The organism is Blastococcus haudaquaticus, from assembly GCF_900230285.1.
Lineage (GTDB): Bacteria > Actinomycetota > Actinomycetes > Mycobacteriales > Geodermatophilaceae > Blastococcus_B > Blastococcus_B haudaquaticus.
This window is the reverse complement of sequence record NZ_OCNK01000002.1, coordinates 726951-749059: the sequence shown is the minus strand read 5'-3', so window position 1 is coordinate 749059 and position 22109 is coordinate 726951. Positions and strand designations below refer to the sequence as shown.

Below are 22109 nucleotides of genomic sequence, written 5' to 3'. Positions count from 1 at the left end.
GCCCCCATCAAGCCGCTGATGGGGGCGAGATCGCCGATCTCGCCGCGGTTCAGTCGCGTGTCAGGAGCGCCACGGGGAGCTTCGCCAGCAGGGCGTCCGCGGCCACACCGGCGACGTCGGAGACGATCCGCTCGCCGGTGAGCAGGTCTCGCCAGGCACCGTTGGGCAGCTGGAGCGCGGTGTCGCCCCAGCCCTTCGCGGCCAGCCCGGCCGGCAGCCGCGTGGCAACGACTACGACCCCGCCGCGGTCGTAGGCGACCAGGTGCTCCGCCGCCGAGCCGGTGACCTCCACCGGCTCGTACCCGGCGAACCACTCCGGGTGGTCGCGCCGGGCCCGCAGGACGCGCGACGTGACCAGCAGCTTCGCCGCACCGGTCGCGTCGACGGCCGGCACCTCGCCGGCGTCGAGGAAGGCCAGCAGCTGCCGCCGCTGCCCGTAGTCCACCGGACGGCGGTTGTCCGGGTCGACCAGCGAGAAGTCCCAGAGCTCGGTGCCCTGGTAGACGTCCGGGACGCCGGGCATCGTCAGCTGCAGCAGCTTCTGGGTCAGCGAGTTCGACCAGCCGAGGGGAGCGATCCGGCCCACGAAGTCCTCGATCGCACCGTGCGTCTGCTCGTCGTCGAAGGCGGCGTCGACCAGGGCGTGCAGCTGCCCCTCGAACTCCTCGTCCGGCGCCGTCCACGTCGTTGAGGTGCCGGCCTCGCGGGCGGCCTTCTCCGCGTAGGCGTGCGCCCGCTCGCGGGACAGCGGCCAGGCGCCGACCAGGTTCTGCCACACCAGGTGGGCGAGGGGCCGGTCGGTCAACGGGTGCCGCTGGAGCAGCTGACGGACCAGCTGCGCCCACGCGTCCGGCATCTCGGCGAGCACGGCCAGCCGGGCGCGCACGTCCTCGCTGCGCTTGGTGTCGTGCGTCGACAGCGTCGTCATCGACTCCGGGTAGCGCTCGGCCCGGCGCAGCTGTGCGGCGTGGAACTCCTCGACCGTGCTGCCGAAGCGGGACGGGTCTCCGCCGACCTCGTTGAGCGACACGAACCGCGCCCACCGGTAGTAGGCCATGTCCTCGACGCCCTTGGCCATGACCGGCCCGCTGGTCTGCTCGAACCGCGTCGCGGCCTCCGAACCCGCGGACGACAGCACCGAGTGCAGCGCGTCGAGCGCCGCGGTCAGGTCCGGCCGTCGCCCGCGGACGGCGGCCACGGTGGCGTCCAGGTGCTCGCGGCCGTCGGGCAGGTAGCTGCGGTACACCGGGAAGCTGGCCAGCAGCTCGGCCAGCGCCTCGGTCTGCTGCGTGGCGTCGACGCCGGACAGCTCGCCGATCACCCGGACCAGGCGCGCCACCTCCGACCCGAGCATGCCGTCGGTGACCTCGCGCTTGCAGTCGTGCACCAGCCGCTCGTAGTCGACGGCCGAGCCGGTCAGCTCGGTGTCCAGCGCGGTGAGCGCGCCCTCGCCGGACGGGTCGACGAGCAGCTGGTCGACCTCGGTCAGCGCGTCGTAGCCCGTCGTCCCCGCCGTCCGCCACGACTCCGGCAGGTCCTCGCCGGGCTCCAGGATCTTCTCCACGACGGTCCACCGGTTCCCGGAGGCGTCGGCCAGGCGGTCCAGGTAGCCCTTGGGGTCGGCGAGGCCGTCCGGGTGGTCGATGCGCAGGCCGTCGACGGCGCCGTCGCCCACCAGCTGCAGGACCAGCTCGTGGGTGGCGTCGAAGATGGCCGGGTCCTCGACGCGCAGGCCGGCCAGGGTGTTGATCGCGAAGAACCGCCGGTAGTTCAGCTCGTCGTCGGCGCGGCGCCAGTCGACCAGCTCGTAGTTCTGACGGGCGTGCACCTCCTGCGGGGTGCCGTCCCCGGTGCCGGGAGCGATCGGGAAGCGGTTGTCGTAGTACCGCAGCTCGCCGTCTCCGTCACCCCCACCCTCCCGACCGACCACCTCGAGCTTCTCGACGTCGTCCGCCGAACCCAGGACCGGGATGCGGACCTTGCCGTCCCCGAAGTCCCAGTCGATGTCGAACGCTCCCGCGTGGGCGCTCTGCCGACCGTGCTGCAGCACGTCCCACCACCACGGCGCGGCCGCCGGGTCGTCGACGCCCATGTGGTTCGGCACCAGGTCGAGCACCAGGCCGAGGCCGTGCTCGTGCAGCGCGGCGACGAACCGGTCGAAGCCCTCGCGACCGCCCCGGGCCTCGTCGATGTGCGCGTGGTCGACGGTGTCGTATCCGTGGTTGCTGCCCTCGGCCGAGCGCAGCAGGGGAGAGGAGTAGGCGTGCGTGACCCCCAGGTCGGCCAGGTACCCGGCGACGTCCGCGGCGTCCTGCAGCCGGAACCCCGCGTGCACCTGCAGCCGGTAGGTGGCCGCCGGGACCGACCGGCGGCGTTCGCCGTTCTCGGTCACTGCGCGGGACCGGTGAGGACGACGATCGACCGTCCCTGCACCGTCACGGTGTCGCCCGGCTTGAACTCCACCGGCTCGACCTCGTCCATCTCGGCGGTGTCGAGCACCGTCGTCCACACCTGCGAGTAGTCGTCGCTGGGCAGCGTGAACTCGATCGCCTCGTGCGAGGCGTTGTAGGCCAGGTAGAAGTGGTCGTCGGTGAGGTACTCGCCGCGCTCGTCGGTCTCGCGGATGCCGACGCCGTTGAGGTAGACGGCCAGCGACTTGGCGTACGCGGCGTCCCAGTCCTCGTCGGTCATCTGCTCGCCGGCCGGGGTCAGCCAGTCGATGTCCGGCACCGGGTCGCCCAGACCGCGGCGGACAGGGCGGCCGTGGAAGAACCGGCGACGGCGGAACGTCGGGTGGTCGGTGCGGAGCCGGGTGACCTTCTTCGTGAACTCCAGCAGGCCCTCGTCGACGTTCTCCCAGTCGATCCAGGTCAGCTCGGAGTCCTGGCAGTAGCCGTTGTTGTTGCCGCCCTGGCTGCGGCCCAGCTCGTCGCCGTGCAGCAGCATCGGGACGCCCTGGCTCAGCATCATCGTGGCGATGAAGTTGCGCCGCTGCTGGCCGCGCAGCTGCAGGATCTCCGGGTCGTCGGTGGGGCCCTCGACGCCGCAGTTCCAGCTGCTGTTGTGGCTCTCCCCGTCGTTGTTGCCCTCGCCGTTGGCCTCGTTGTGCTTCTCGTTGTAGGAGACGAGGTCGTTGAGGGTGAAGCCGTCGTGCGCCGTCACGAAGTTGATGCTCGCGAAGGGGCGGCGGCCGGAGTGCTGGTAGAGGTCGGCGGAGCCGGTGATCCGGCTGGCGAACTCGCCGACGGTGGCGTCCTCGCCCCGCCAGAAGTCGCGGACGGTGTCGCGGTACTTGCCGTTCCACTCCGTCCACAGGGCCGGGAAGTTGCCGACCTGATAGCCGCCCTCGCCGACGTCCCAGGGCTCGGCGATCAGCTTCACCTGGCTGACGACCGGGTCCTGGTGCACCAGGTCGAAGAACGTGGCCAGCCGGTCGACGGCGTGCAGCTCGCGGGCCAGCGCGGAGGCGAGGTCGAAGCGGAAGCCGTCGACGTGCATCTCGGTGACCCAGTAGCGCAGTGAGTCCATGATCAGCTGCAGCGACTGCGGCGTCCGGACGTTCAGGGTGTTCCCGGTGCCGGTGAAGTCCATGTAGTACCGCTCGTCGCCCTCGACGAGCTTGTAGTACGTGCGGTTGTCGATGCCGCGGAAGGACAGCGTCGGGCCGTTGTGGTTGCCCTCGGCGGTGTGGTTGTAGACGACGTCGAGGATGACCTCGATGCCCGCCTCGTGCAGGGCCCGGACCATGCCCTTGAACTCCTGCACGTGCTGCCCGGCGGCGGTGTCGCTGGCGTACTCGTTGTGCGGGGCGAAGAAGCCGATCGTGTTGTAGCCCCAGTAGTTGCGCAGGCCCTTCTGCTGGAGGGTGTCGTCCTGCACGAACTGGTGCACCGGGAGGAGCTCGATCGCGGTGATGCCGAGCTCGGTGAGGTGCTCGATGGTCGCCGGGTGCGCGACGCCGGCGTACGTGCCGCGCAGCTCCTCGGGGATGCGCGGGTTGGTCATGGTCAGGCCCTTGACGTGGGCCTCGTAGATGACCGTCTTGTTGTACGGCGTCTTGGGTGGGCGGTCGACGCCCCAGTCGAAGAACGGGTTGACGACGACGGACTTCGGCATGTGCGCCGCGGAGTCGCCGTCGTTGCGCTCCTTGGTCTCGAAGTCGTAGCCGAAGACCGACGGGTCCCAGTTGATCTGGCCGTCGATGGCCTTTGCGTACGGGTCGAGCAGCAGCTTGTTCGGGTTGCACCGCAGCCCCTGGGCCGGGTCGTACGGCCCATGCACCCGGAAGCCGTACTTCTGCCCGGGGTGGACCCCGGGCAGGAAGGCGTGCCAGACGTAGCCGTCCATCTCGGGGAGCCGGATCCGCTCCTCGTTGCCGGCGTCGTCGAAGAGGCACAGCTCGACCTTCTCGGCGACCTCGCTGAAGATCGCGAAGTTCGTGCCGGTGCCGTCGTACGTGGCCCCGAGGGGGTAGGCACTGCCGGGCCAGACCTGCGTCATCCTGGGATTTCCTCCTGCGCTGTGCCCCGAACCCCGGGGCAGGGGATGTATCTCCGGCGATCTTCGCGGAGGAAGTCGTCTGCTGCGACCGTGCCGGGGTGCCCCTGCGACGCCCCCCGCACACCTGCATCTTGTGTGAGTCGCGCCGCTGCCGGTCGGCCGGGTGGGCGGGCACGACGACGCCCCCCGTGGCAGGGCCGCGGAGGGCGTCGTGCGCAGGCCCCGGCACGGGCCGCTGACGGCTGCCCGGTGCCGGGGCGGCGCGCGGAGGACGACCCCGGTGGAGGCCGGACGCCGCCGTTCCGGGGGCCGACCTCGCCCGGCTGACGCCGGGTGGCGCTGGTCCCCGGTCCGGAACCGTTCCTGCGACCAGGCACGCTAGGGGGGCGTCGGCGTGGAGGACAAGTAGCGGATGCGTCCCGTTCTCCCCGGGTTCACCAGCCGGCCCGCTCGCCCGCTCGGACCCGTTCTGTCACACCCGCGTCGTACCGTTCTCCCCGTGCCCACCATGACGGATCTCCGGCCTACGCAGGGGCGCTTCCGCGTCGTCAGCGAGTTCCAGCCCTCCGGTGACCAGCCGGCGGCCATCAAGGCGCTCGCCGAGAAGGTCAACGCCGGGGAGAAGGACGTCGTCCTGCTCGGCGCCACCGGTACCGGCAAGTCGGCGACCACGGCCTGGCTGATCGAGCAGGTGCAGCGCCCGACCCTCGTCATCGCACCCAACAAGACGCTCGCCGCGCAGCTGGCCAACGAGTTCAAGGAACTGCTGCCGAACAACGCCGTCGAGTACTTCGTCTCGTACTACGACTACTACCAGCCCGAGGCGTACGTCCCGCAGACGGACACCTACATCGAGAAGGACTCCTCGGTGAACGACGAGGTCGAGCGGCTCCGCCACTCGGCTACGCAGAGCCTGCTCACCCGTCGCGACGTCGTGGTCGTGGCCACCGTCTCCTGCATCTACGGCCTGGGCACCCCGCAGGAGTACGTGGAGCGGGCGCTGAAGATCAGGCTGGGCGAGTCCCGCGACCGCGACGACCTGCTGCGCACCCTGGTCACCGAGCAGTACACCCGGAACGACCTCTCCTTCACCCGCGGCACGTTCCGCGTGCGCGGGGACACGATCGAGGTCTTCCCGGTCTACGAGGAGCTCGCCGTCCGGATCGAGATGTTCGGTGACGAGGTCGAGCGGCTCTACTACCTGCACCCGCTCACCGGTGAGGTCGTGCGGGAGGTCGAGGAGCTGTTCGTCTTCCCGGCGACCCACTACGTCGCGGGCCCCGAGCGGATGGAGCGGGCCATCCGCGGCATCGAGGCCGAGCTCGAGACCCGGCTCGCCGAGCTGGAGCGGCAGGGCAAGCTGCTGGAGGCGCAGCGGCTGCGCATGCGCACGACCTACGACATCGAGATGATGCGCCAGGTCGGCTTCTGCTCCGGCATCGAGAACTACTCACGGCACATCGACGGCCGCATGCCCGGCAGCGCCGGCAGCTGCCTCGTCGACTACTTCCCGGACGACTTCCTGCTGGTCATCGACGAGTCGCACGTGAGCGTCCCGCAGATCGGCGGCATGTACGAGGGCGACATGAGCCGCAAGCGGACGCTCGTCGAGCACGGGTTCCGGCTGCCGTCGGCCATGGACAACCGCCCGCTGAAGTGGGAGGAGTTCACCGACCGGATCGGCCAGACGGTGTACCTGTCGGCGACGCCCGGGAAGTACGAGCTGGGCCGCACAGGCGGTGAGTTCGTGGAGCAGGTCATCCGCCCGACGGGTCTGGTCGACCCGGAGGTCGTGGTCAAGCCGACCAAGGGGCAGATCGACGACCTGGTCCACGAGATCCGGATCCGCACCGAGAAGGACGAGCGGATCCTGGTCACCACGCTGACCAAGAAGATGGCCGAGGACCTCACCGACTACCTGCTCGAGCTCGGCATCAAGGTGCGTTACCTGCACTCGGAGGTCGACACCCTGCGCCGGGTGGAGTTGCTGCGCGAGCTGCGCCAGGGCGAGTACGACGTGCTCGTCGGCATCAACCTCCTGCGCGAAGGTCTCGACCTGCCCGAGGTCTCCCTCGTGGCCATCCTCGACGCCGACAAGGAGGGCTTCCTCCGGTCGGGCACGTCGCTGATCCAGACGATCGGCCGGGCGGCGCGCAACGTCTCCGGCCAGGTGCACATGTACGCGGACAAGATCACCCCGTCGATGGCGCAGGCGATCGAGGAGACCGACCGGCGCCGCGAGAAGCAGGTCGCCTACAACCTCGAGCGGGGGGTCGACCCGCAGCCGCTGCGCAAGAAGATCGTCGACATCCTCGAGGGCATCTACCGGGAGGCGGAGGACTCGGAGTCCTCGGCGGAGCTCATCGGTGGCTCCGGCCGGCAGCAGTCCCGCGGGAAGGCGCCGGTGCCCGGGCTGTCCTCGAAGAACAAGAAGGCCAAGGCCGGGGCGATCGACACGCAGGGCCTGCCGCGCAACGAGCTGGCCGACCTCATCTCGCAGATGAACGACCAGATGCTCGCCGCCGCGCGGGAGCTGCAGTTCGAGGTCGCGGCGCGCCTGCGGGACGAGCTGACCGAGCTGAAGAAGGAGCTCCGGCAGCTCGACGCCGCCCACGCCTAGAACCGGGCGGCGATGTGCATCCATGGCGACGTCCGGCCGGGGAGGCGCCACGGTTGCACATCGCTCCGGCTCGACGCGGGCTCGCCGTCACCTCGTGCGACGTCGAGCCGGTCCCGGTGCCGGGAGCGGGGGCTCCGTGTGCTGACAGCCCCGTGTGACCCGGCTCTCAGCGGAAGATCGCCCGTGGCGGAACTGTCGGGCGCCCGTCACCGTTGCAGAGAACGGACCACACGGAGTGCGGGCGCTGATGCGCGCGCTCGTCCCGGTGGTTCGTGGAGGGGAGTATCCCCACGCGGCAGGGCCGTCAGTACGAGATCCCGTGATCTCCGGTCCCGTCGGTCGCCGGCCCTGGCCTGCGGCGGGAGAGACCTCCGGTACTGACTGCTGCCAGTTGCCGGAGGAACTGCTCTATGGATGTCCCTGTCTGGGTGTGGGCTCTCACGATCGGTCTGATCGTCGGGATGCTGATCTTCGACCTCGTCGGCCACGTGCGGACCCCGCACGCGCCGACCCTGCGTGAGTCCGCGATCTGGTCCGGCGTCTACGTCGGCATCGCGGTCGTGTTCGGACTGCTGATCTTCTGGTTCTACGGTGCCCAGTTCGGTGGCGAGTACTTCGCCGGCTACATCACCGAGAAGAGCCTGTCCATCGACAACCTCTTCGTCTTCGTCCTGATCATGGCCAGCTTCGGGGTCCCGCGGGAACTGCAGCAGAAGGTGCTGCTCTACGGCATCACGTTCGCGCTCGTGCTGCGCACCGTCTTCATCGTCGTCGGCGCCGCCGCCATCGAGAACTTCAGCTGGGTCTTCTACCTCTTCGGCGCGATCCTGATCTACACCGCGTGGGCGCAGGCCCGCAGTGGCGGTCACAACGGCGACGAGGACTACAAGGAGAACATCCTCCTGCGGGCCGCCCGGAAGGTCTTCCCGACCACGGACGAGTACCACTCGGACAAGATGGCGGTGCGGATCGATGGCAAGCGGTACATCACCCCGCTGGCCATCGCGCTCATCGCCATCGGCAGCGCCGACATCCTCTTTGCGGTCGACTCCATCCCGGCGATCTTCGGGCTCACCCAGGAGACCTACCTGGTCTTCGCCGCGAACGCCTTCTCGCTGCTGGGCCTGCGTCAGCTGTTCTTCCTCATCGACGGACTGCTCGACCGGCTGGTCTACCTGTCCTACGGCCTCGCGGTCATCCTCGGGTTCATCGGCGTCAAGCTCGTCATCCACGCCCTGCACACGAACGAGCTGGGCTTCATCAACGGCGGTGAGCACGTGACCGCCATCCCGGAGATCCCGACCTGGCTGTCGCTGTCGGTCATCCTGCTGACCCTCGTCGTGACGACGGTCGCGAGCCTGGCCAGGAACCGGCGCGACCGCGCCGAGCACCTGCCGGCCGGGGCCGAGGGTGCCGAGCAGCGCGGCGCCGTCGTCACGCCCGAGCCCGTCGAGGTGGACGCCGACGTCGACCGCACCACCGCTGTCCCGGTGAACGATCCGGTGCACCGCTGAGTGACCGCGTCGCTGCGGAGCCGGACCGGCTCCGCAGCGACGCGCCCGACCATCCGAAGTGCCCGACCGGCCGACAGCGGCAGCGGGGGCCCGCCCGTAGAGTGAGGCCCCGTGGAACTTCCCGTCTGGTTCGAGATCACGACGTTCGTGGGGCTGACGGTCCTGCTGCTCGCGGACCTCGCCATCGTCGCCCGTCGCCCGCACGAGCCCTCACTCAAGGAGGCCGGCCTCTGGGTGACCTTCTACGTCAGCCTGGCGCTGGTCTTCGGCCTGCTGATGCTGGCGTTCACCAACGGCACCTACGCGACGGAGTTCTACGCGGGCTGGCTCACCGAGTACTCGCTCTCGGTGGACAACCTGTTCGTCTTCGTGATCATCATGGCGCGCTTCCAGGTGCCACGGAAGTTCCAGCAGGAAGCGCTGATGATCGGCATCATCATCGCGCTCGTCCTGCGCGGGATCTTCATCCTGCTGGGCGCCGTGGTCATCGAGCGGTTCGTGTGGGTCTTCTACATCTTCGGCATCTTCCTGATCTACACGGCGTTCAACCTCGTCCGGCACCGCGGTGAGGACGAGGACTACGAGGAGAACGCGTTCATCCGGCGGATGCGCAAGATCCTGCCGATCACCAAGGACTTCCACGGCGCGAAGATCCGGGTGAGCGAGAACGGCAAGAAGATGTGGACGCCGATGATCGTGGTCATCCTGGCGCTCGGCACGACCGACCTGATCTTCGCGCTCGACAGCATCCCGGCCATCTTCGGTCTCACCCGCGAGCCGTTCATCGTCTTCACGGCCAACGTCTTCGCTCTCATGGGCCTGCGCCAGCTGTACTTCCTGCTCGGCGGTCTGCTGAAGCGGCTCGTCTACCTGTCGCTCGGGCTGGCGGTCATCCTGGCCTTCATCGGCGTCAAGCTGATCCTGGAGGCCGTGCACGAGAACCAGCTGCCGTTCGCCGGTGAGCGCGAGCCGATCGAGGCGGTGCCGCACATCCCGATCTGGCTCTCGCTCTCGATCATCCTGGGCGTGCTGGTCATCGCGACGGTCGCCAGCCTGCTCAAGACGCGCGGTCAGCTGATCGGCGCCGACGAGCCGGTGGTCGACCCGGAGACGGCGAAGTCCGTACCGACCGGCGGCCCCGAGGCCGCGGCCGCCGCGGAGGCCCGCATCGCCGACGAGACCGACGAGGACCGCGCCCGACGCTGACGGCAGCGGAACAGACGGGGCCGCCGACCGGTTGAGGCCGCTTCGTGGGGGATCAGACGGACGCCGGCCGCGTCGCCGGGCTCGTCGGTCTGCTGTTCGGCCTCGCCGGGATGGGCAGCGCGGCGGTAGCGGTCACGCTGCCGGCGATCGCGGCGGACCTCGACCTCACGACCGGTGGGGTCTCGTGGGTCATCAGTCTCTACGCGTTGATGCTCGCGGTGGCGACCGCCGTCTACGGACGGGTCGCCGACCTCGCCGGCATCCGGCTCCCCCTGCTCGTCGGGGTCGGCCTGATGGCCGGCAGCGCGGTCCTCGGCGGCTTCGCGCCGAACATCGAGGTGCTCCTGGCTGCACGGATCCTGCAGGGCATGGGTGCCGCCGCGGTGCCCGTCCTCGGCATGGCCATCGTCAGCGCCCGCTACGACGGCGCCGTCCGGACCACCGCGCTCGGGCAGGTCGCCGGGATGGCGGCGGCCGTCAGCGCGCTCGGCCCGCTCGCGGGTGGTCTCGTCGCCGATGTGGCCGGCTGGCGGGCGGTCGTCGCGCTCCCGGCGCTGGGTCTGCTCGTCGTCCCTGCCCTGTGGCGCGCCCTGCCGACCCAGGGGAGCGGCGCCCGGCTCGACGTCCTGGGGGCGGTGCTCGTGGCCGCCACCGCCGCCGGTCTGGTCCTGCTCGTGCAGTCGCCCGCCTCGGGGGTCCTCATCGCGACGGTGGGCGCCGTGCTCGTCGCCGTGGGCGTTCCCGCCGTCGCGGCGCGGGTGCGGCGCCGACCGGAGGGCTTCCTCCCGCGGCGGGTCGTGCGTGAGCCCGTCGTGGTCCGCAGCTCCCTGGCCGCCTCCGCGGTCCCGGCCGCGTGGTTCGCCCTGCTGATCGCGGTGCCCGCCGTGCTCGCGGCGCGCGGGTGGACCCCCCTGCAGGTGGGTCTCGCGCTGCTGCCCAGCGCCCTCACCGGCTTCGTCGCCCCGCGTCTCGCGGGCCCGCTGCTGACACGACTGGGCCCGAGCTGGTCCCTGATCGTCTCCGACGCGACCGCGGCGCTGGCGCTGGTCGTCGCTGCCGTCGGTGCGGCGCGCGGCTCCGCGGCGGTGCTCGTGACGGCGGTGATCCTGGTGACGCTCGCCTTCGGTCTCGGCCAGCCGTCCCTCATGGCTGCCGTGGGCGGCGCTGTGCCGGCCGACGTCCGCGGCGTGGCCCTGGGCATCGCGACACTGGTCTTCCTCGTCGGCGGCGGTGTGGGCTCCGCCGTCGTCGGGGGAGCCGGGGAGGCACTGGGCGTCGACCGCAGTCTGCTGCTGCTCGCGCTGCTGCCCCTGCTCGGCGGCACGCTGCTCGTGAGCACCGCCCGCGCGCGCCGTGTGCCGTCCTGAGTCCCTCGGCTAGCGTCCCGGGCCATGCGGCCTGACGATCTCGCGCTCCTGCGCACGCCGGGCGTCCCGACCGTCTCCCCGGACGGACGGATGGCCGTCGTCGCCGTCGCGCGGCCCGACCTCGAGGCCGACGAGTACCGCAGCCAGCTCTGGGCGGTGCCTACCGACGGGTCCGCGCCGGCGCGGCCGGTGACCTCCGGGCACCTCGACAGCTCCCCGGCGTTCTCCCCGGACGGGCGCTGGCTGGCCTTCCTCAGTGCCGAGGCCGGTGGGCGCCCCCAGATCTGGCTGATGCCGACCGCCGGTGGGGAGCCCCGCCGGCTCACCGGGCACCACCTCGGCGCAGGAGCACCGGTCTGGTCGCCGGACTCGCGGCGGCTGGCCTACGTCGCCCGCGTTCCGGAGCACGGCCGGTACGGCACGGTGGACGGCGTTCCGCCGGCGGCCGAGCCACCCCGCCTGATCACGTCGCTGACGTACCGGCTCGACGGGATCGGCTTCCTCGCCGACCGGCGCAGCCAGGTCTTCGTCCTCGACCTCCCGGTCGACTTCGCCGACGACACCGCGCCGCTGTCCGAGCCGGTCCAGGTCACCACCGGCGACGCCGACTGCGAGGACGTCACCTGGCGTCCGGACGGCGGTGAGCTCGCCTTCGTCTCCGCGCGCCACCCGCGCGCCGACCGGGACCTCGTGCGTGACGTCCACGGGATCGCTCCGGACGGCTCCGGCCTGCGGCGGCTGACAGCCGGGACCGGCGACTGCGCCGCACCGGCCTACGCAGGGGAGCAACTGGTCGTCACTGCCGTTCCCGACCTCGGCCCGGACGGGCTGGACTTCGTCGCCCGTCAGGCGGTGCCGTGCGGCGTGCGGGACGACGGCACGCTGCAGCCGCTGCTCGATCCGGAACGGCACCACCGCGGTGACGAGACGCCGACGACCGTGGTCGTCGACGGTGCCGTCCTGGTGGGCGTGCAGCGCCGCGGCAGCGTGGAGCTGCTCCGGGTCCCGCTGGACGGCGGCCCGGCCGAGACCCTGGTGGACGGTCCCTTCACCGTCCGCGGCGTGGCGGCGGGCGGGGGAGTGGTCGTCGCCGTCGTCGCGCACGACGGGTCCGCCGGCGAGCTCGTCGCGCTGACGCCGGGCAGACGCAGGCTGCTCACCGCCTTCGGCCGGCCCCTGACCGAGACCGGCCGGGTGCACCGGGTGGCGGAACGCACCGCGGCCGCCCCGGACGGCTACCCCGTGCACGGCTGGGTCACCGTCCCGCCCGGGCCCGGCCCGCACCCCGTGCTGCTGACCATCCACGGCGGACCCTTCACGCAGTACAGCTGGAAGCTCTTCGACGAGACCCAGACCTACGTCTCGGCGGGCTACGCGGTCGTGCAGTGCAACCCGCGGGGCTCCGCCGGGTACGGCGCCGCGCACGGCCGCGCGATCCGCGGCGGGTGGGGCGGTCTGGACGCCGACGACGTCCTCGCGTTCCTCGACGCCGCGCTCGAGGACCCGGCGCTCGACGCCGAGCGGGTCGGCATCATGGGCGGCTCGTACGGCGGCTACCTGACGGCGCTGCTCATCGGGCGGACCGGCCGTTTCGCCGGCGCCGTCGTCGAGCGGGCGTTCCTCGACCCGGTGAGCTTCGTCGGGTCCTCCGACATCGGGTGGTACTTCCCCGACCAGTACCTCGGCAGCGACCCCGAGCGCATCGCGGGGCAGAGCGCTCTGGCCGCCGCGCACGCGATCACCACACCGACGCTGGTCGTCCACTCCGAGGAGGACTGGCGCTGCCCGGTGGAGCAGGGGGCCCGGCTCTTCGTGGAACTGCAGCGACGCGGCGTCCCGTCGGAGTTCCTGCTATTTCCGGGCGAGGGGCACGAGCTGAGCCGCTCGGGCCGGCCGAAGCACCGGCTGGCGCGGTTCGAGCACATCCTCCGCTGGTGGGCACGCTGGCTGCCGACGCCCCTGAACGACGCCGCCGGAGCCGCGGAAGCGGCCGCCCCCGTCACCGCCGCTCCAGCGGCGAACGGCACGGTCCCTGCGGCGGCCCAGCCCATGACGGTGCCCACCACCCGGGTCGACTGAGGGAGCAGTGGGTGCCCGAGGTCCTCGGCCGCCGCGCCCTCGGCCGCGCCACGCCGGCACTACGAGCCCGGCGAGCTCGCGACGGCGACGCCACGGTGCTGACGGTGCGACCGTCCGGGCCGCTGTCGGCCGGTGAGCGCGACGACGTCCTCGCGGAGGGCCGCCGGCTGCTGGGCTTCCTCGCGGACGGGCGTGTGCACGACGCGCGGTTCGGCGGCGACTGAGGCCGGGTGTGGCGGGACCGGCCCGGAGGCCGGCCCCGCCACGACCGGTGCTACGCGGTCACGTCGTGCGCGTGCAGGCCGCCACCTCCTGCGACCGACTCGTCCTGGAAGGTGCCCTGCGGACCTGCCGGGGCCGGCAGCTCGAACGGCTTGCCCGGGACGTCCTTGCCCGGTACCCCGTTCACCGTCTCCGTCGAGTAGGCGAACGTCAGCATGGCGAAGGCGATGAGATCGCTGTTCACCTCGAGCGCCCGCGGGTCGACGTTGCCGATCGTGTCCCCGGCGGCGTGGTAGTCGGGGTCGAACGCCTCCCCGGCCGTGCCGCCCCAGATCGCGGCCTGTTCCTCCGTCTTGATCTCCTCCGCGCCGGTGAACAGCCCGCTCGACGGGATGCCGGCGAGGATGAAGGCCTCGTAGTCGCTGCGTCCGGAGAACTCGGTGTCGTCGTAGGGCTCAGCGATCGCCGTGTAGTACGACTCGTAGAGGTCCTCGATGGCCGTCGAGCCCTCGGGGATCGCCACCGGCGCGGGGAAGGTCGACTGGTCGGCGTCGTAGACCATCTGGATGTAGTTCGGCGAACCGACCATGTCGTAGTTCATGTAGAGCGCGATGCGGTTCCGCTCGGCCTCCGGCAGGCCGGCCACGTAGTCGGCGGAGCCGACCAGGCCCTGCTCCTCGGCGGCCCACCAGCCGAAGCGCAGCGTGTTCTCCGGCTTGGAGTTGGCCATCATCAGGGCCGTCTCGAGGATCGCCGCCGACCCGGATCCGTTGTCGTTGATGCCGGGTCCCTCGTTGACGCTGTCGAGGTGCGCACCGGCCATGACGACGTTGTCAGGGTTGGAGCCGGGCAGCTCAGCGATCACGTTGTGATCGGTGCGGGTCTCCGCCGGGAGGACCTCGACGAACGCGGTGGATCCCGCCTGGGACAGAGCGAGGCCGTCGGCGTAGGCGGCCCCCACCACCGGGATGCCGTGCGTGACCGGCCCGGGGGCGCCGGGGATCGGCTCGTCGACGCTGGTCGCGTCAGCGACCAGCAGTTCCTCGCGGTCCGGGGTGTTGCCCTGGTTCATGATCACCACGGCCTCCGCGCCGGCCTGCTCGGCGTAGTACGCCTTCGTCCCGAAGAAGCACGTGCCGCGCTGCACGAGCGCGATGTCGGCGTCGCCGGACCAGTCGATGCCGGCGAAGTCCGCCGCCTCGCAACCGCTGGTCGACACCACGTCGGCCCCCTGGGCGAGCTCGAGGTCCACCGCGGTCACGTCGCCCTGGACGGTGCCGTCACCGCTGCCGGTGAAGGGCCCGCTCTCGTAGGCGGCCTCGACGGGAGCGAGCTGGCGCAGCACGGCCGGGAAGTTGAAGGTGATCTCGACCGGGTCGAGGGTGACCTGGTAACCCGCATCCTCCAGCAGGCCGGCGACGTACTCGACGCTGTCCGCGTAACCCTGCGTGCCGGCTGCGCGGCTGCCCGGGTAGACCGGGTCGGTGCTGTTGTCGGCGATCTTCTGGAAGGCGTCGAGGTGCTCCTGCACTCCTTCGAGCGTCACGCAGTCCAGCAGCTTGTCGTAGGTGTTGTTGTTGCGGTGCTCGCACCCGTTGCCGCCGCCGGCGTCTGCCGCCGTCGGCACGCCGACGGCCAGCAGCAGCCCACCGGTGGTGACGGCCAGCGCGCGCTGCACGTGCCGCCGCGCTGACCTCGTCCGTGGATCGTTCATCCCGTTCCCCTTCGTCGCGCCCGGCGGTTCGCCGGAGCTGGGCGGTTCCCGATTCGGGCGACGATCGTCGCGCCGGGACCACCTGACAACGCGGGAAGTGAGGGAACGGTCACGGAACGGTGGGGGCGGGCGCACGGGCCGAGCGGTGGAAGCCCCCGCATCCCGGGCCAGACTTGGCGTTACCGGGAGTGAACCCGCAACGACTCACCGAGGTCGTCGGTCTGACCGTGCGTGAGTGGCCGACTCCGCGGCGTCGGTGTCACCAGCCCCGGGAACGCCACTCGGCGAGATGGGGCCGCTCCGTGCCGATCGTCGTGTCCGCGCCGTGACCGGGATAGACCCAGGCCTCGTCCGGCAGGGTGCCGAACAGCCGCTCCTCGACGTCGTCGATGAGGCTGCTGAACCGGGCCGGGTCCTCCTGCGTGTTCCCCACACCACCGGGGAAGAGGCTGTCGCCGGTGAACACGTGCACCCCGGCCGCGGCGGGACCCCGCCAGACCAGCGCGATGCTCCCCGGGGTGTGGCCGCGCAGGTGCACGACCTCCAGCGTCTGCCGGCCCACCGCCACCGCGTCCCCGTGCTCGACCGTGCGCTGCACCGGCACCGGCAGGTCGCCGGCGTCCGCGGTGCCCGCGACCGTCTCGGCGCCGGTCGCCTCGACCACCTCCGGCAGCGCACGGTGGTGGTCCCAGTGCCCGTGCGTCGTGACGACGGTCCGCACGCCGGAGTCCCCGATCAGGGCACGGAGGGCGTCGGGCTCGGCCGCGGCGTCGATCAGCAGGCCCTCGCCGGTCTCCGTGCAGCGCAGCAGGTAGACGTTGTTGGCCATCTCGCTGACGGCCAGCTTGGTGATCGTGAGCCCGGGCAGCTCGCGGACCTGGGCCGGGGCGCCGACCTCGACGTCCCCGGTGTACGCGTGGTCGCCGGGTGGGGGAGCGGTGGTCATCGGGGACTCCGATCGGAAACTGTCAGCGGCCGCCGTTACGGTCCTGGCATGGACGCTAGCGGAGCTCTCGACAGTGCCGGTCCTGCTGCGCCGAGCGCATCCGGCACCGTCGGCCTGCCGGCGACGGAGATCGCCCGCCTCGTGCGCTCCGGTGAGGTGACGGCGGTCGACGTCGTCCGGGCCCACCTCGCGCACATCGACGCGGTCGAGGCCCGCATCGGCGCGTTCCGGGTGGTGCGACGCGAGGCCGCGCTCGCCGAGGCCCACGCGATCGACACGGCGCTCACCCGCTTCGCCCTCCCGCTGGCCGGCGTGCCGATCGCGGTGAAGGACAACGTCGCCGTCGCGGGCGAGGTGTGCACCGACGGCTCGCCCGCCTGCTCCCCGGCTCCTGCCACGCGCGACCACCCGGTCGTCGCCCGCCTCCGCAAGGCCGGCGCGATCGTCGTGGGCATCACGCGCGCCCCGGAGCTGTGCCTCTACGGGTCCACCGACGGGCCTGGGGCGGTCAGCCGGAACCCCTGGGACACCGCGCGCTCACCCGCGGGCAGCTCCGGCGGGAGTGCGGCGGCGGTGGCCTCCGGGTCGGTGCCCCTGGCCCACGGCAACGACGGCATGGGCTCCCTCCGGCTCCCGGCCGCGGCGTGCGGGCTGGTGACGCTGAAGCCGGGCCGTGGGGTGGTCCCGGCCGAGATCGGCGCGAACAGCTGGTCGGGCATGGCCGAGAACGGTGCGCTCGCGACGACGGCGGCCGATCTCGCCGTGGCCCACGCCGTCCTGGCGGGTCAGGAGCCGGTGTCCCCGGAGGCGCCGGGCCGGCCGCTGCGCGTCGCGCTCTCGACCAGATCCCCCGTCCCGGGTCTCCGGGCGGACGCAGCCACACGGGCCGCGGTCGACGCCGTCGTCGAACTGCTCACCGCTGCCGGACACACGGTGGTCCGCCGGGAGCCGCCGATCACGCTGGGCGCTGCCACGGGCGCGTTGACCCGCTGGATGGTCGGTGCCGAGGACGACGCCGAGCACCTCGGCATCGACCGCGATGCCCTGCAGCCGCGGAGCCGCACGCACGCGCGCCTCGGCCGCCTGGTCAGGCGGGCGCACCTGGTGCGGCCCCGCACGGCCGAACGTTTCCGCGACCGCATGGTCGGCTTCTTCGCCGACGCCGACGTGCTGCTGAGCCCCGTCACCACCGGGCCACCGCTCCCCGCCCGTCCGTGGCACGAGCGCTCCTTCCTGGCCAACGTCACGGCGAACGCGCGGTGGGCGCCGTGGACGGCGGCCTGGAACCTGGCCGGGCTCCCGGCCGCTGTGGTTCCCGCCGGCGTCCGCCCCGACGGGCTGCCGGCGGCCGTCCAGTTCGTCGGCCCCCCGGGCGCCGAGGGACGACTACTCTGGCTCGCCGGAGAGCTGGAGCGTCTGCAGCCGTGGCGGCGGTACGCACCCGTCTTCGACCCCACCGCGTCCGCCGCCCAGGCCCCTGCCTGAGTACGCGGCATGGCGCCTCGCCGCCCCGACGCGTGACGGGGGCGACAGGCGGGCGCGCCGGGTGACGGGAACAGCTCTCCAGGTCGGGGCCTTGCCCTCGACTGATGCATCCAGCCACAGCGACTGACAGGAAGCACATGGACCGGCTCGTCGTCCGCGGCGCCCGCGAGCACAACCTCAAGGACGTCCATCTCGACCTGCCCCGTGACGCACTGATCGTCTTCACGGGTCTCTCCGGCTCGGGCAAGTCCAGCCTCGCCTTCGACACCATCTTCGCCGAGGGACAGCGCCGCTACGTCGAGTCGCTGTCGGCCTACGCCCGCCAGTTCCTCGGCCAGATGGACAAGCCGGACGTCGACTTCATCGAGGGCCTGTCCCCGGCGGTCTCGATCGACCAGAAGTCGACCAACCGCAACCCGCGGTCGACGGTCGGCACCATCACCGAGGTCTACGACTACCTGCGGCTGCTCTACGCGCGCGCGGGCCAGCCGCACTGCCCCAACTGCGGCAAGCCCATCTCCCGTCAGACGCCGCAGCAGATCGTCGACCAGGTCCTCGGCATGGAGGAGGGCACCCGCTTCCAGGTCCTCGCGCCCGTCGTGCGCGCCCGCAAGGGCGAGTACGTCGACCTGTTCAGCTCCCTGCAGACCCAGGGCTTCTCCCGCGTCCGGGTCGACGGGGTGGTCCACCCGCTGACCGAGCCCCCGAAGCTCAAGAAGCAGGAGAAGCACACGATCGAGGTGATCGTGGACCGCCTGACCGTCAAGGAGAGCGCCAAGCGCCGGCTCACCGACTCGGTGGAGACCGCGCTGGGCCTGGCCGGCGGCCTCGTCGTCCTCGACTTCGTCGACCTCACCGAGGACGACCCCCAGCGGGAGCGCACGTTCTCCGAGCACCTGGCATGCGTCGACGACGGCCTGTCGTTCGAGGCCCTCGAGCCGCGGTCCTTCTCCTTCAACTCCCCGTTCGGGGCCTGTCCCGAGTGCACCGGCATCGGCACCCGCAAGGAGGTCGACCCGGAGCTGGTCATCCCCGACCCGGAGAAGAGCCTCGGCGAGGGCGCGGTGGCTCCGTGGGCGGGATCGATGAGCAACGAGTACTTCACCCGGCTGCTCACCGGCCTGTCGCAGATGCTCGGCTTCTCGATGGACACCCCGTGGGAGGACCTGCCGGCCAAGGTCCAGAAGGCGGTCCTGCACGGGTCGCCGGACCAGGTGCACGTCCGGTACAAGAACCGGTACGGCCGCGAGCGCAGCTACTACGCCGCGTTCGAGGGCGTCCTGCCGTTCCTGGAGCGGCGCCACGAGGACACCGACAGCGACTACATGCGGGACAAGTACGAGGGCTACATGCGCGACGTGCCCTGTCCCGTCTGCCACGGCACGCGGCTCAAGCCGGAGATCCTGGCCGTCAAGCTCAACAGCCGGTCCATCGCCGAGGTCACCAACCTGTCGATCGGCGACGCCTCCGAGTGGCTGAACGGCCTCGAGCTCGGCGAGCGCGAGCGCGCCATCGCCGACCGCGTGCTCAAGGAGATCCAGGCGCGCCTCTCGTTCCTCGTCGACGTCGGTCTGGACTACCTCTCCCTCGACCGGCCGGCGGCGACCCTCGCCGGTGGTGAGGCGCAGCGGATCCGGCTCGCCACCCAGATCGGCTCCGGGCTGGTCGGCGTGCTCTACGTCCTGGACGAGCCGTCCATCGGCCTGCACCAGCGCGACAACTCCCGGCTGATCGAGACCCTCGTCCGCCTCCGGGACATGGGGAACACGCTCATCGTCGTCGAGCACGACGAGGACACCATCAAGATCGCCGACTGGATCGTCGACATCGGCCCCGGTGCCGGTGAGCACGGTGGCGAGGTCGTGGTCAGCGGCAGCCTCGACGACCTCATGACGAGCGAGCGCTCGCTGACCGGTCAGTACCTCTCGGGCCGCCGGTCGATCGAGATCCCGAAGGTCCGGCGTGAGCTGACCCCGGGCCGCGAGCTGGTCGTGAAGGGCGCCCGCGAGCACAATCTCAAGGGCGTCGACGTCACCTTCCCGCTGGGCGCCCTGGTCGCGGTCACCGGCGTGTCCGGGTCGGGCAAGTCCAGCCTGGTCAACGACATCCTCTACACGGTGCTGGCCAACCAGCTCAACCGAGCCCGCATGGTCCCCGGCCGGCACCGGACCATCACCGGCCTCGAGCACCTCGACAAGGTGGTGCACGTCGACCAGTCGCCGATCGGCCGCACGCCGCGCTCGAACCCGGCCACCTACACCGGCGTCTGGGACCAGGTCCGCAAGCTCTTCGCGCAGACCACCGAGGCGAAGATGCGCGGGTACCTGCCGGGCCGCTTCTCGTTCAACGTCAAGGGCGGGCGCTGCGAGGCGTGCTCCGGCGACGGCACGCTCAAGATCGAGATGAACTTCCTGCCGGACGTCTACGTCCCGTGCGAGGTGTGCAAGGGCGCCCGCTTCAACCGCGAGACGCTCGAGGTGCACTACAAGGGCAAGACGGTCGCCGAGGTCCTCGACATGCCGATCGAGGAGGCCGCCGACTTCTTCGCGGCCATCCCCGCGATCGCCCGGTACCTGCGCACGCTCACCGAGGTGGGGCTCGGCTACGTCCGGCTCGGGCAGCCCGCGACCACGCTGTCCGGTGGTGAGGCACAGCGGGTGAAGCTGGCCAGCGAGCTGCAGAAGCGGTCCAACGGCCGCAGCATCTACGTCCTCGACGAGCCGACCACCGGCCTGCACTTCGAGGACATCCGCAAGCTGCTGCTCGTGCTCCAGGGGCTGGTCGACAAGGGCAACTCGGTCATCGTCATCGAGCACAACCTGGACGTGATCAAGAGCGCCGACTGGCTGATCGACATGGGGCCCGAGGGTGGCTTCCGCGGCGGGACGGTGGTGGCCGAGGGGCCGCCGGAGTTCCTGGCCACGGTGCCGGAGAGCCACACCGGTCGCTACCTGGCGAAGATCCTCGACCCGGAAGCCGTCGCGGCGGCCGCGGCGCCGAAGAAGCGGACGCGCAAGAAGGCCAGCTGACCGCGGGGCCGGGCACTGCCCGGCCCCGCGGTGTCACACCCCCTCGTTAGCGTCCCCGGCACCGGGGCCGAGAGGGGTGCGACGTGACCGATCAGAGGACCTATCCGCACGGAGTCACGTGCTGGATCGACACCGAGCAACCCGACCCTGCCGAGGCCGCCCGCTTCTACGCCGGCCTCTTCGGCTGGACCCTGACGGATGTGGTGCCGCCGGATGCCCCCGGCAGCTACCTGCTCGCGACCCTGGACGGACAGGATGTCGCGGCCATCGGCCCCGGGGCGGGCACGCCGACCTGGAACACCTACGTCGCCGTGGACGACGCCGACGCCACGTCCGCGCGGGTACCGGGCCTGGGGGGAGCCGTGACCGCCGGACCGGAGGACGCCGGGCCCGGTGGCCGCGCGGCCTCCTGCATCGACCCGGCGGGAGCAGCTTTCCGCCTGTGGCAGCCCCGTCGGCGGCTGGGCGCCCAGCTCACCAACGCTCCGGGCGCCTGGAACTTCAGCGACCTTCACACGCCCGACCGAGAGGGCGCACTCGCTTTCTACGGGGCGCTGTTCGGCTGGGTCACCATGGACCTCGGGCAGGACGCCGGAACGATGATCCAGGTGCCCGGGTACGGCGACCACCTCGCGGCGACCGTCGACCCGGGCATCCACGAACGGCAGGCCTCGGCGCCGCCCGGCTTCGCCGACGTCATCGGCGGTCTGGTCGGTCTGGAGTCGGGGGAGTCGGCCCGTTGGACCGTCACCTTCACGGTGGCCGACCGCGACGACAGCGCGGCGACGGCCGAACGCCTGGGGGCGACGGTGCTGACGCGGCCCGACGACGAGTGGACCCGAAATGCGCTCGTGCGGGACCCGCAGGGCGCCGAGTTCACCATCAGCCAGTTCACCCCGCCCGAGGCGTGGTGAACGACCGTCGGGGTCGGTGCAGCGCGCGGCGGCTTCCCGTCCGGTGGGATTTCTCCGCCAGCCATTGGCCTGGGCGCTCGAGCCACCTATGGTCCGTGTGACCAGCGTCACCCCGTATCGACGGAGGGTGGCCGCGAGGAGGCAGTGGATGACCGTGCTCACGCCCGGCTGCGACCCGGACATGTCCGTCAGTGGCGCGCCTTTCGGAGCCGCCCCCGGCCCGCGCCTGCGGTCGGGAGCCGTGCTGCTGGCGCTCACGGCGCTGTGCGCGTACCTGGTCATGGGGGACGCCGCGCCGGGAGTGGTCGCCGTGCCTGCCGCCGTCGTAGGCCTGTGCAGTGCGTCCGCGCTGGTCATGCGCGGGGTCCGGCTGACCCAGCACAGAGGAACGGCGGCCGCCGCCGCCGTCGCCCGGGCAGCGCACCGCGGCTCCCCGGTTCCCGCAGCGCCCTGACCGACGGCCGGCGGGACCGCCCGGCCTCACGACGTGCGGGTCCCGGGGTCGTCGGCCTG

14 protein-coding genes are annotated in these 22109 nt (G+C 71.6%); 10 read left to right on the top strand and 4 right to left on the bottom strand.

The genetic code is table 11. The features are described 5' to 3' along the window. Positions 1-49: 49 nt before the first annotated feature. A complete protein-coding gene (treY, locus tag CRP30_RS10210; protein ID WP_097183793.1) occupies positions 50-2392 on the bottom strand; it encodes a malto-oligosyltrehalose synthase in 2343 nt (780 codons plus the stop codon). Next, positions 2389-4500 (bottom strand): glycogen debranching protein GlgX, encoded by a 2112-nt coding sequence (gene glgX / locus CRP30_RS10205; RefSeq protein ID WP_097183792.1) that lies wholly within the window; start codon positions 4498-4500, stop codon positions 2389-2391. Before glgX ends, treY begins: the two co-directional genes overlap by 4 nt. Before the next feature lie 508 nt (positions 4501-5008). On the opposite strand from glgX, the gene uvrB reads away from it, so the two are divergent. The 6 genes from uvrB (at position 5009) to CRP30_RS10175 (ending at position 13510) form a co-directional block, all read left to right on the top strand. Beyond that, positions 5009-7120, top strand: coding sequence for an excinuclease ABC subunit UvrB (gene uvrB / locus CRP30_RS10200; RefSeq protein ID WP_097183791.1), 2112 nt, complete (start codon positions 5009-5011; stop codon positions 7118-7120). 410 nt (positions 7121-7530) lie between these two features. Beyond that, positions 7531-8634 (top strand): TerC family protein, encoded by a 1104-nt coding sequence (locus CRP30_RS10195; RefSeq protein WP_097183790.1) that lies wholly within the window; start codon positions 7531-7533, stop codon positions 8632-8634. A gap of 111 nt (positions 8635-8745) precedes the next feature. Beyond that, positions 8746-9840 carry a TerC family protein gene (locus CRP30_RS10190; protein ID WP_097183789.1) on the top strand — a complete coding sequence of 365 codons (1095 nt, stop codon included), beginning with the start codon at positions 8746-8748 and terminating at the stop codon, positions 9838-9840. A gap of 44 nt (positions 9841-9884) precedes the next feature. Then, the gene (locus CRP30_RS10185) at positions 9885-11207 is read left to right on the top strand and encodes an MFS transporter (RefSeq protein ID WP_097183788.1); all 1323 of its coding nucleotides are present in this window, start codon (positions 9885-9887) and stop codon (positions 11205-11207) included. Between the two features lie 24 nt (positions 11208-11231). Next, positions 11232-13286, top strand: a complete 2055-nt coding sequence (locus tag CRP30_RS10180; protein ID WP_097183787.1) for a S9 family peptidase — start codon at positions 11232-11234, stop codon at positions 13284-13286. A gap of 11 nt (positions 13287-13297) precedes the next feature. Then, positions 13298-13510: a hypothetical protein gene (locus CRP30_RS10175; protein WP_097183786.1), complete on the top strand. Its 213-nt coding sequence runs from the start codon at positions 13298-13300 to the stop codon at positions 13508-13510. A 50-nt stretch (positions 13511-13560) separates the two neighbouring features. Here CRP30_RS10175 and CRP30_RS10170 read toward each other — a convergent pair whose 3' ends face one another. Further along, entirely contained in the window at positions 13561-15222 is a 1662-nt protein-coding gene (locus CRP30_RS10170; RefSeq protein WP_097183785.1) for a M28 family peptidase, read from the bottom strand. Positions 15223-15481: 259 nt separating this feature from the next. Beyond that, positions 15482-16168 carry an MBL fold metallo-hydrolase gene (locus CRP30_RS10165; protein WP_097183784.1) on the bottom strand — a complete coding sequence of 229 codons (687 nt, stop codon included), beginning with the start codon at positions 16166-16168 and terminating at the stop codon, positions 15482-15484. Positions 16169-16216: 48 nt separating this feature from the next. Here CRP30_RS10165 and CRP30_RS10160 point away from each other — a divergent pair, with 48 nt between their 5' ends. From CRP30_RS10160 to CRP30_RS10145, 4 genes are all read left to right on the top strand, one after another. Then, on the top strand, positions 16217-17653 hold the full coding sequence (locus CRP30_RS10160; protein ID WP_097183783.1) for an amidase: 1437 nt from the start codon (positions 16217-16219) through the stop codon (positions 17651-17653). A 137-nt stretch (positions 17654-17790) separates the two neighbouring features. Then, positions 17791-20682 (top strand): excinuclease ABC subunit UvrA, encoded by a 2892-nt coding sequence (gene uvrA / locus CRP30_RS10155; protein ID WP_097183782.1) that lies wholly within the window; start codon positions 17791-17793, stop codon positions 20680-20682. Positions 20683-20765: 83 nt separating this feature from the next. Further along, a complete protein-coding gene (locus CRP30_RS10150; RefSeq protein WP_097183781.1) occupies positions 20766-21596 on the top strand; it encodes a VOC family protein in 831 nt (276 codons plus the stop codon). Positions 21597-21744: 148 nt separating this feature from the next. Then, a complete protein-coding gene (locus tag CRP30_RS10145) occupies positions 21745-22050 on the top strand; it encodes a hypothetical protein (protein ID WP_097183780.1) in 306 nt (101 codons plus the stop codon). The last annotated feature ends 59 nt before the right edge of the window (positions 22051-22109 follow it).

Coding starts and splice junctions, on each gene's coding strand:
- CRP30_RS10195 (WP_097183790.1), top strand. CDS start 7,531: ATGGATGTCCCTGTCTGGGTGTGGGCTCTCACGATCGGTCTGATCGTC.
- CRP30_RS10145 (WP_097183780.1), top strand. CDS start 21,745: ATGACCGTGCTCACGCCCGGCTGCGACCCGGACATGTCCGTCAGTGGC.
- CRP30_RS10160 (WP_097183783.1), top strand. CDS start 16,217: ATGGACGCTAGCGGAGCTCTCGACAGTGCCGGTCCTGCTGCGCCGAGC.
- CRP30_RS10180 (WP_097183787.1), top strand. CDS start 11,232: ATGCGGCCTGACGATCTCGCGCTCCTGCGCACGCCGGGCGTCCCGACC.
- CRP30_RS10170 (WP_097183785.1), bottom strand. CDS start 15,222: ATGAACGATCCACGGACGAGGTCAGCGCGGCGGCACGTGCAGCGCGCG.
- uvrB (WP_097183791.1), top strand. CDS start 5,009: ATGACGGATCTCCGGCCTACGCAGGGGCGCTTCCGCGTCGTCAGCGAG.
- uvrA (WP_097183782.1), top strand. CDS start 17,791: ATGGACCGGCTCGTCGTCCGCGGCGCCCGCGAGCACAACCTCAAGGAC.
- glgX (WP_097183792.1), bottom strand. CDS start 4,500: ATGACGCAGGTCTGGCCCGGCAGTGCCTACCCCCTCGGGGCCACGTAC.
- CRP30_RS10165 (WP_097183784.1), bottom strand. CDS start 16,168: ATGACCACCGCTCCCCCACCCGGCGACCACGCGTACACCGGGGACGTC.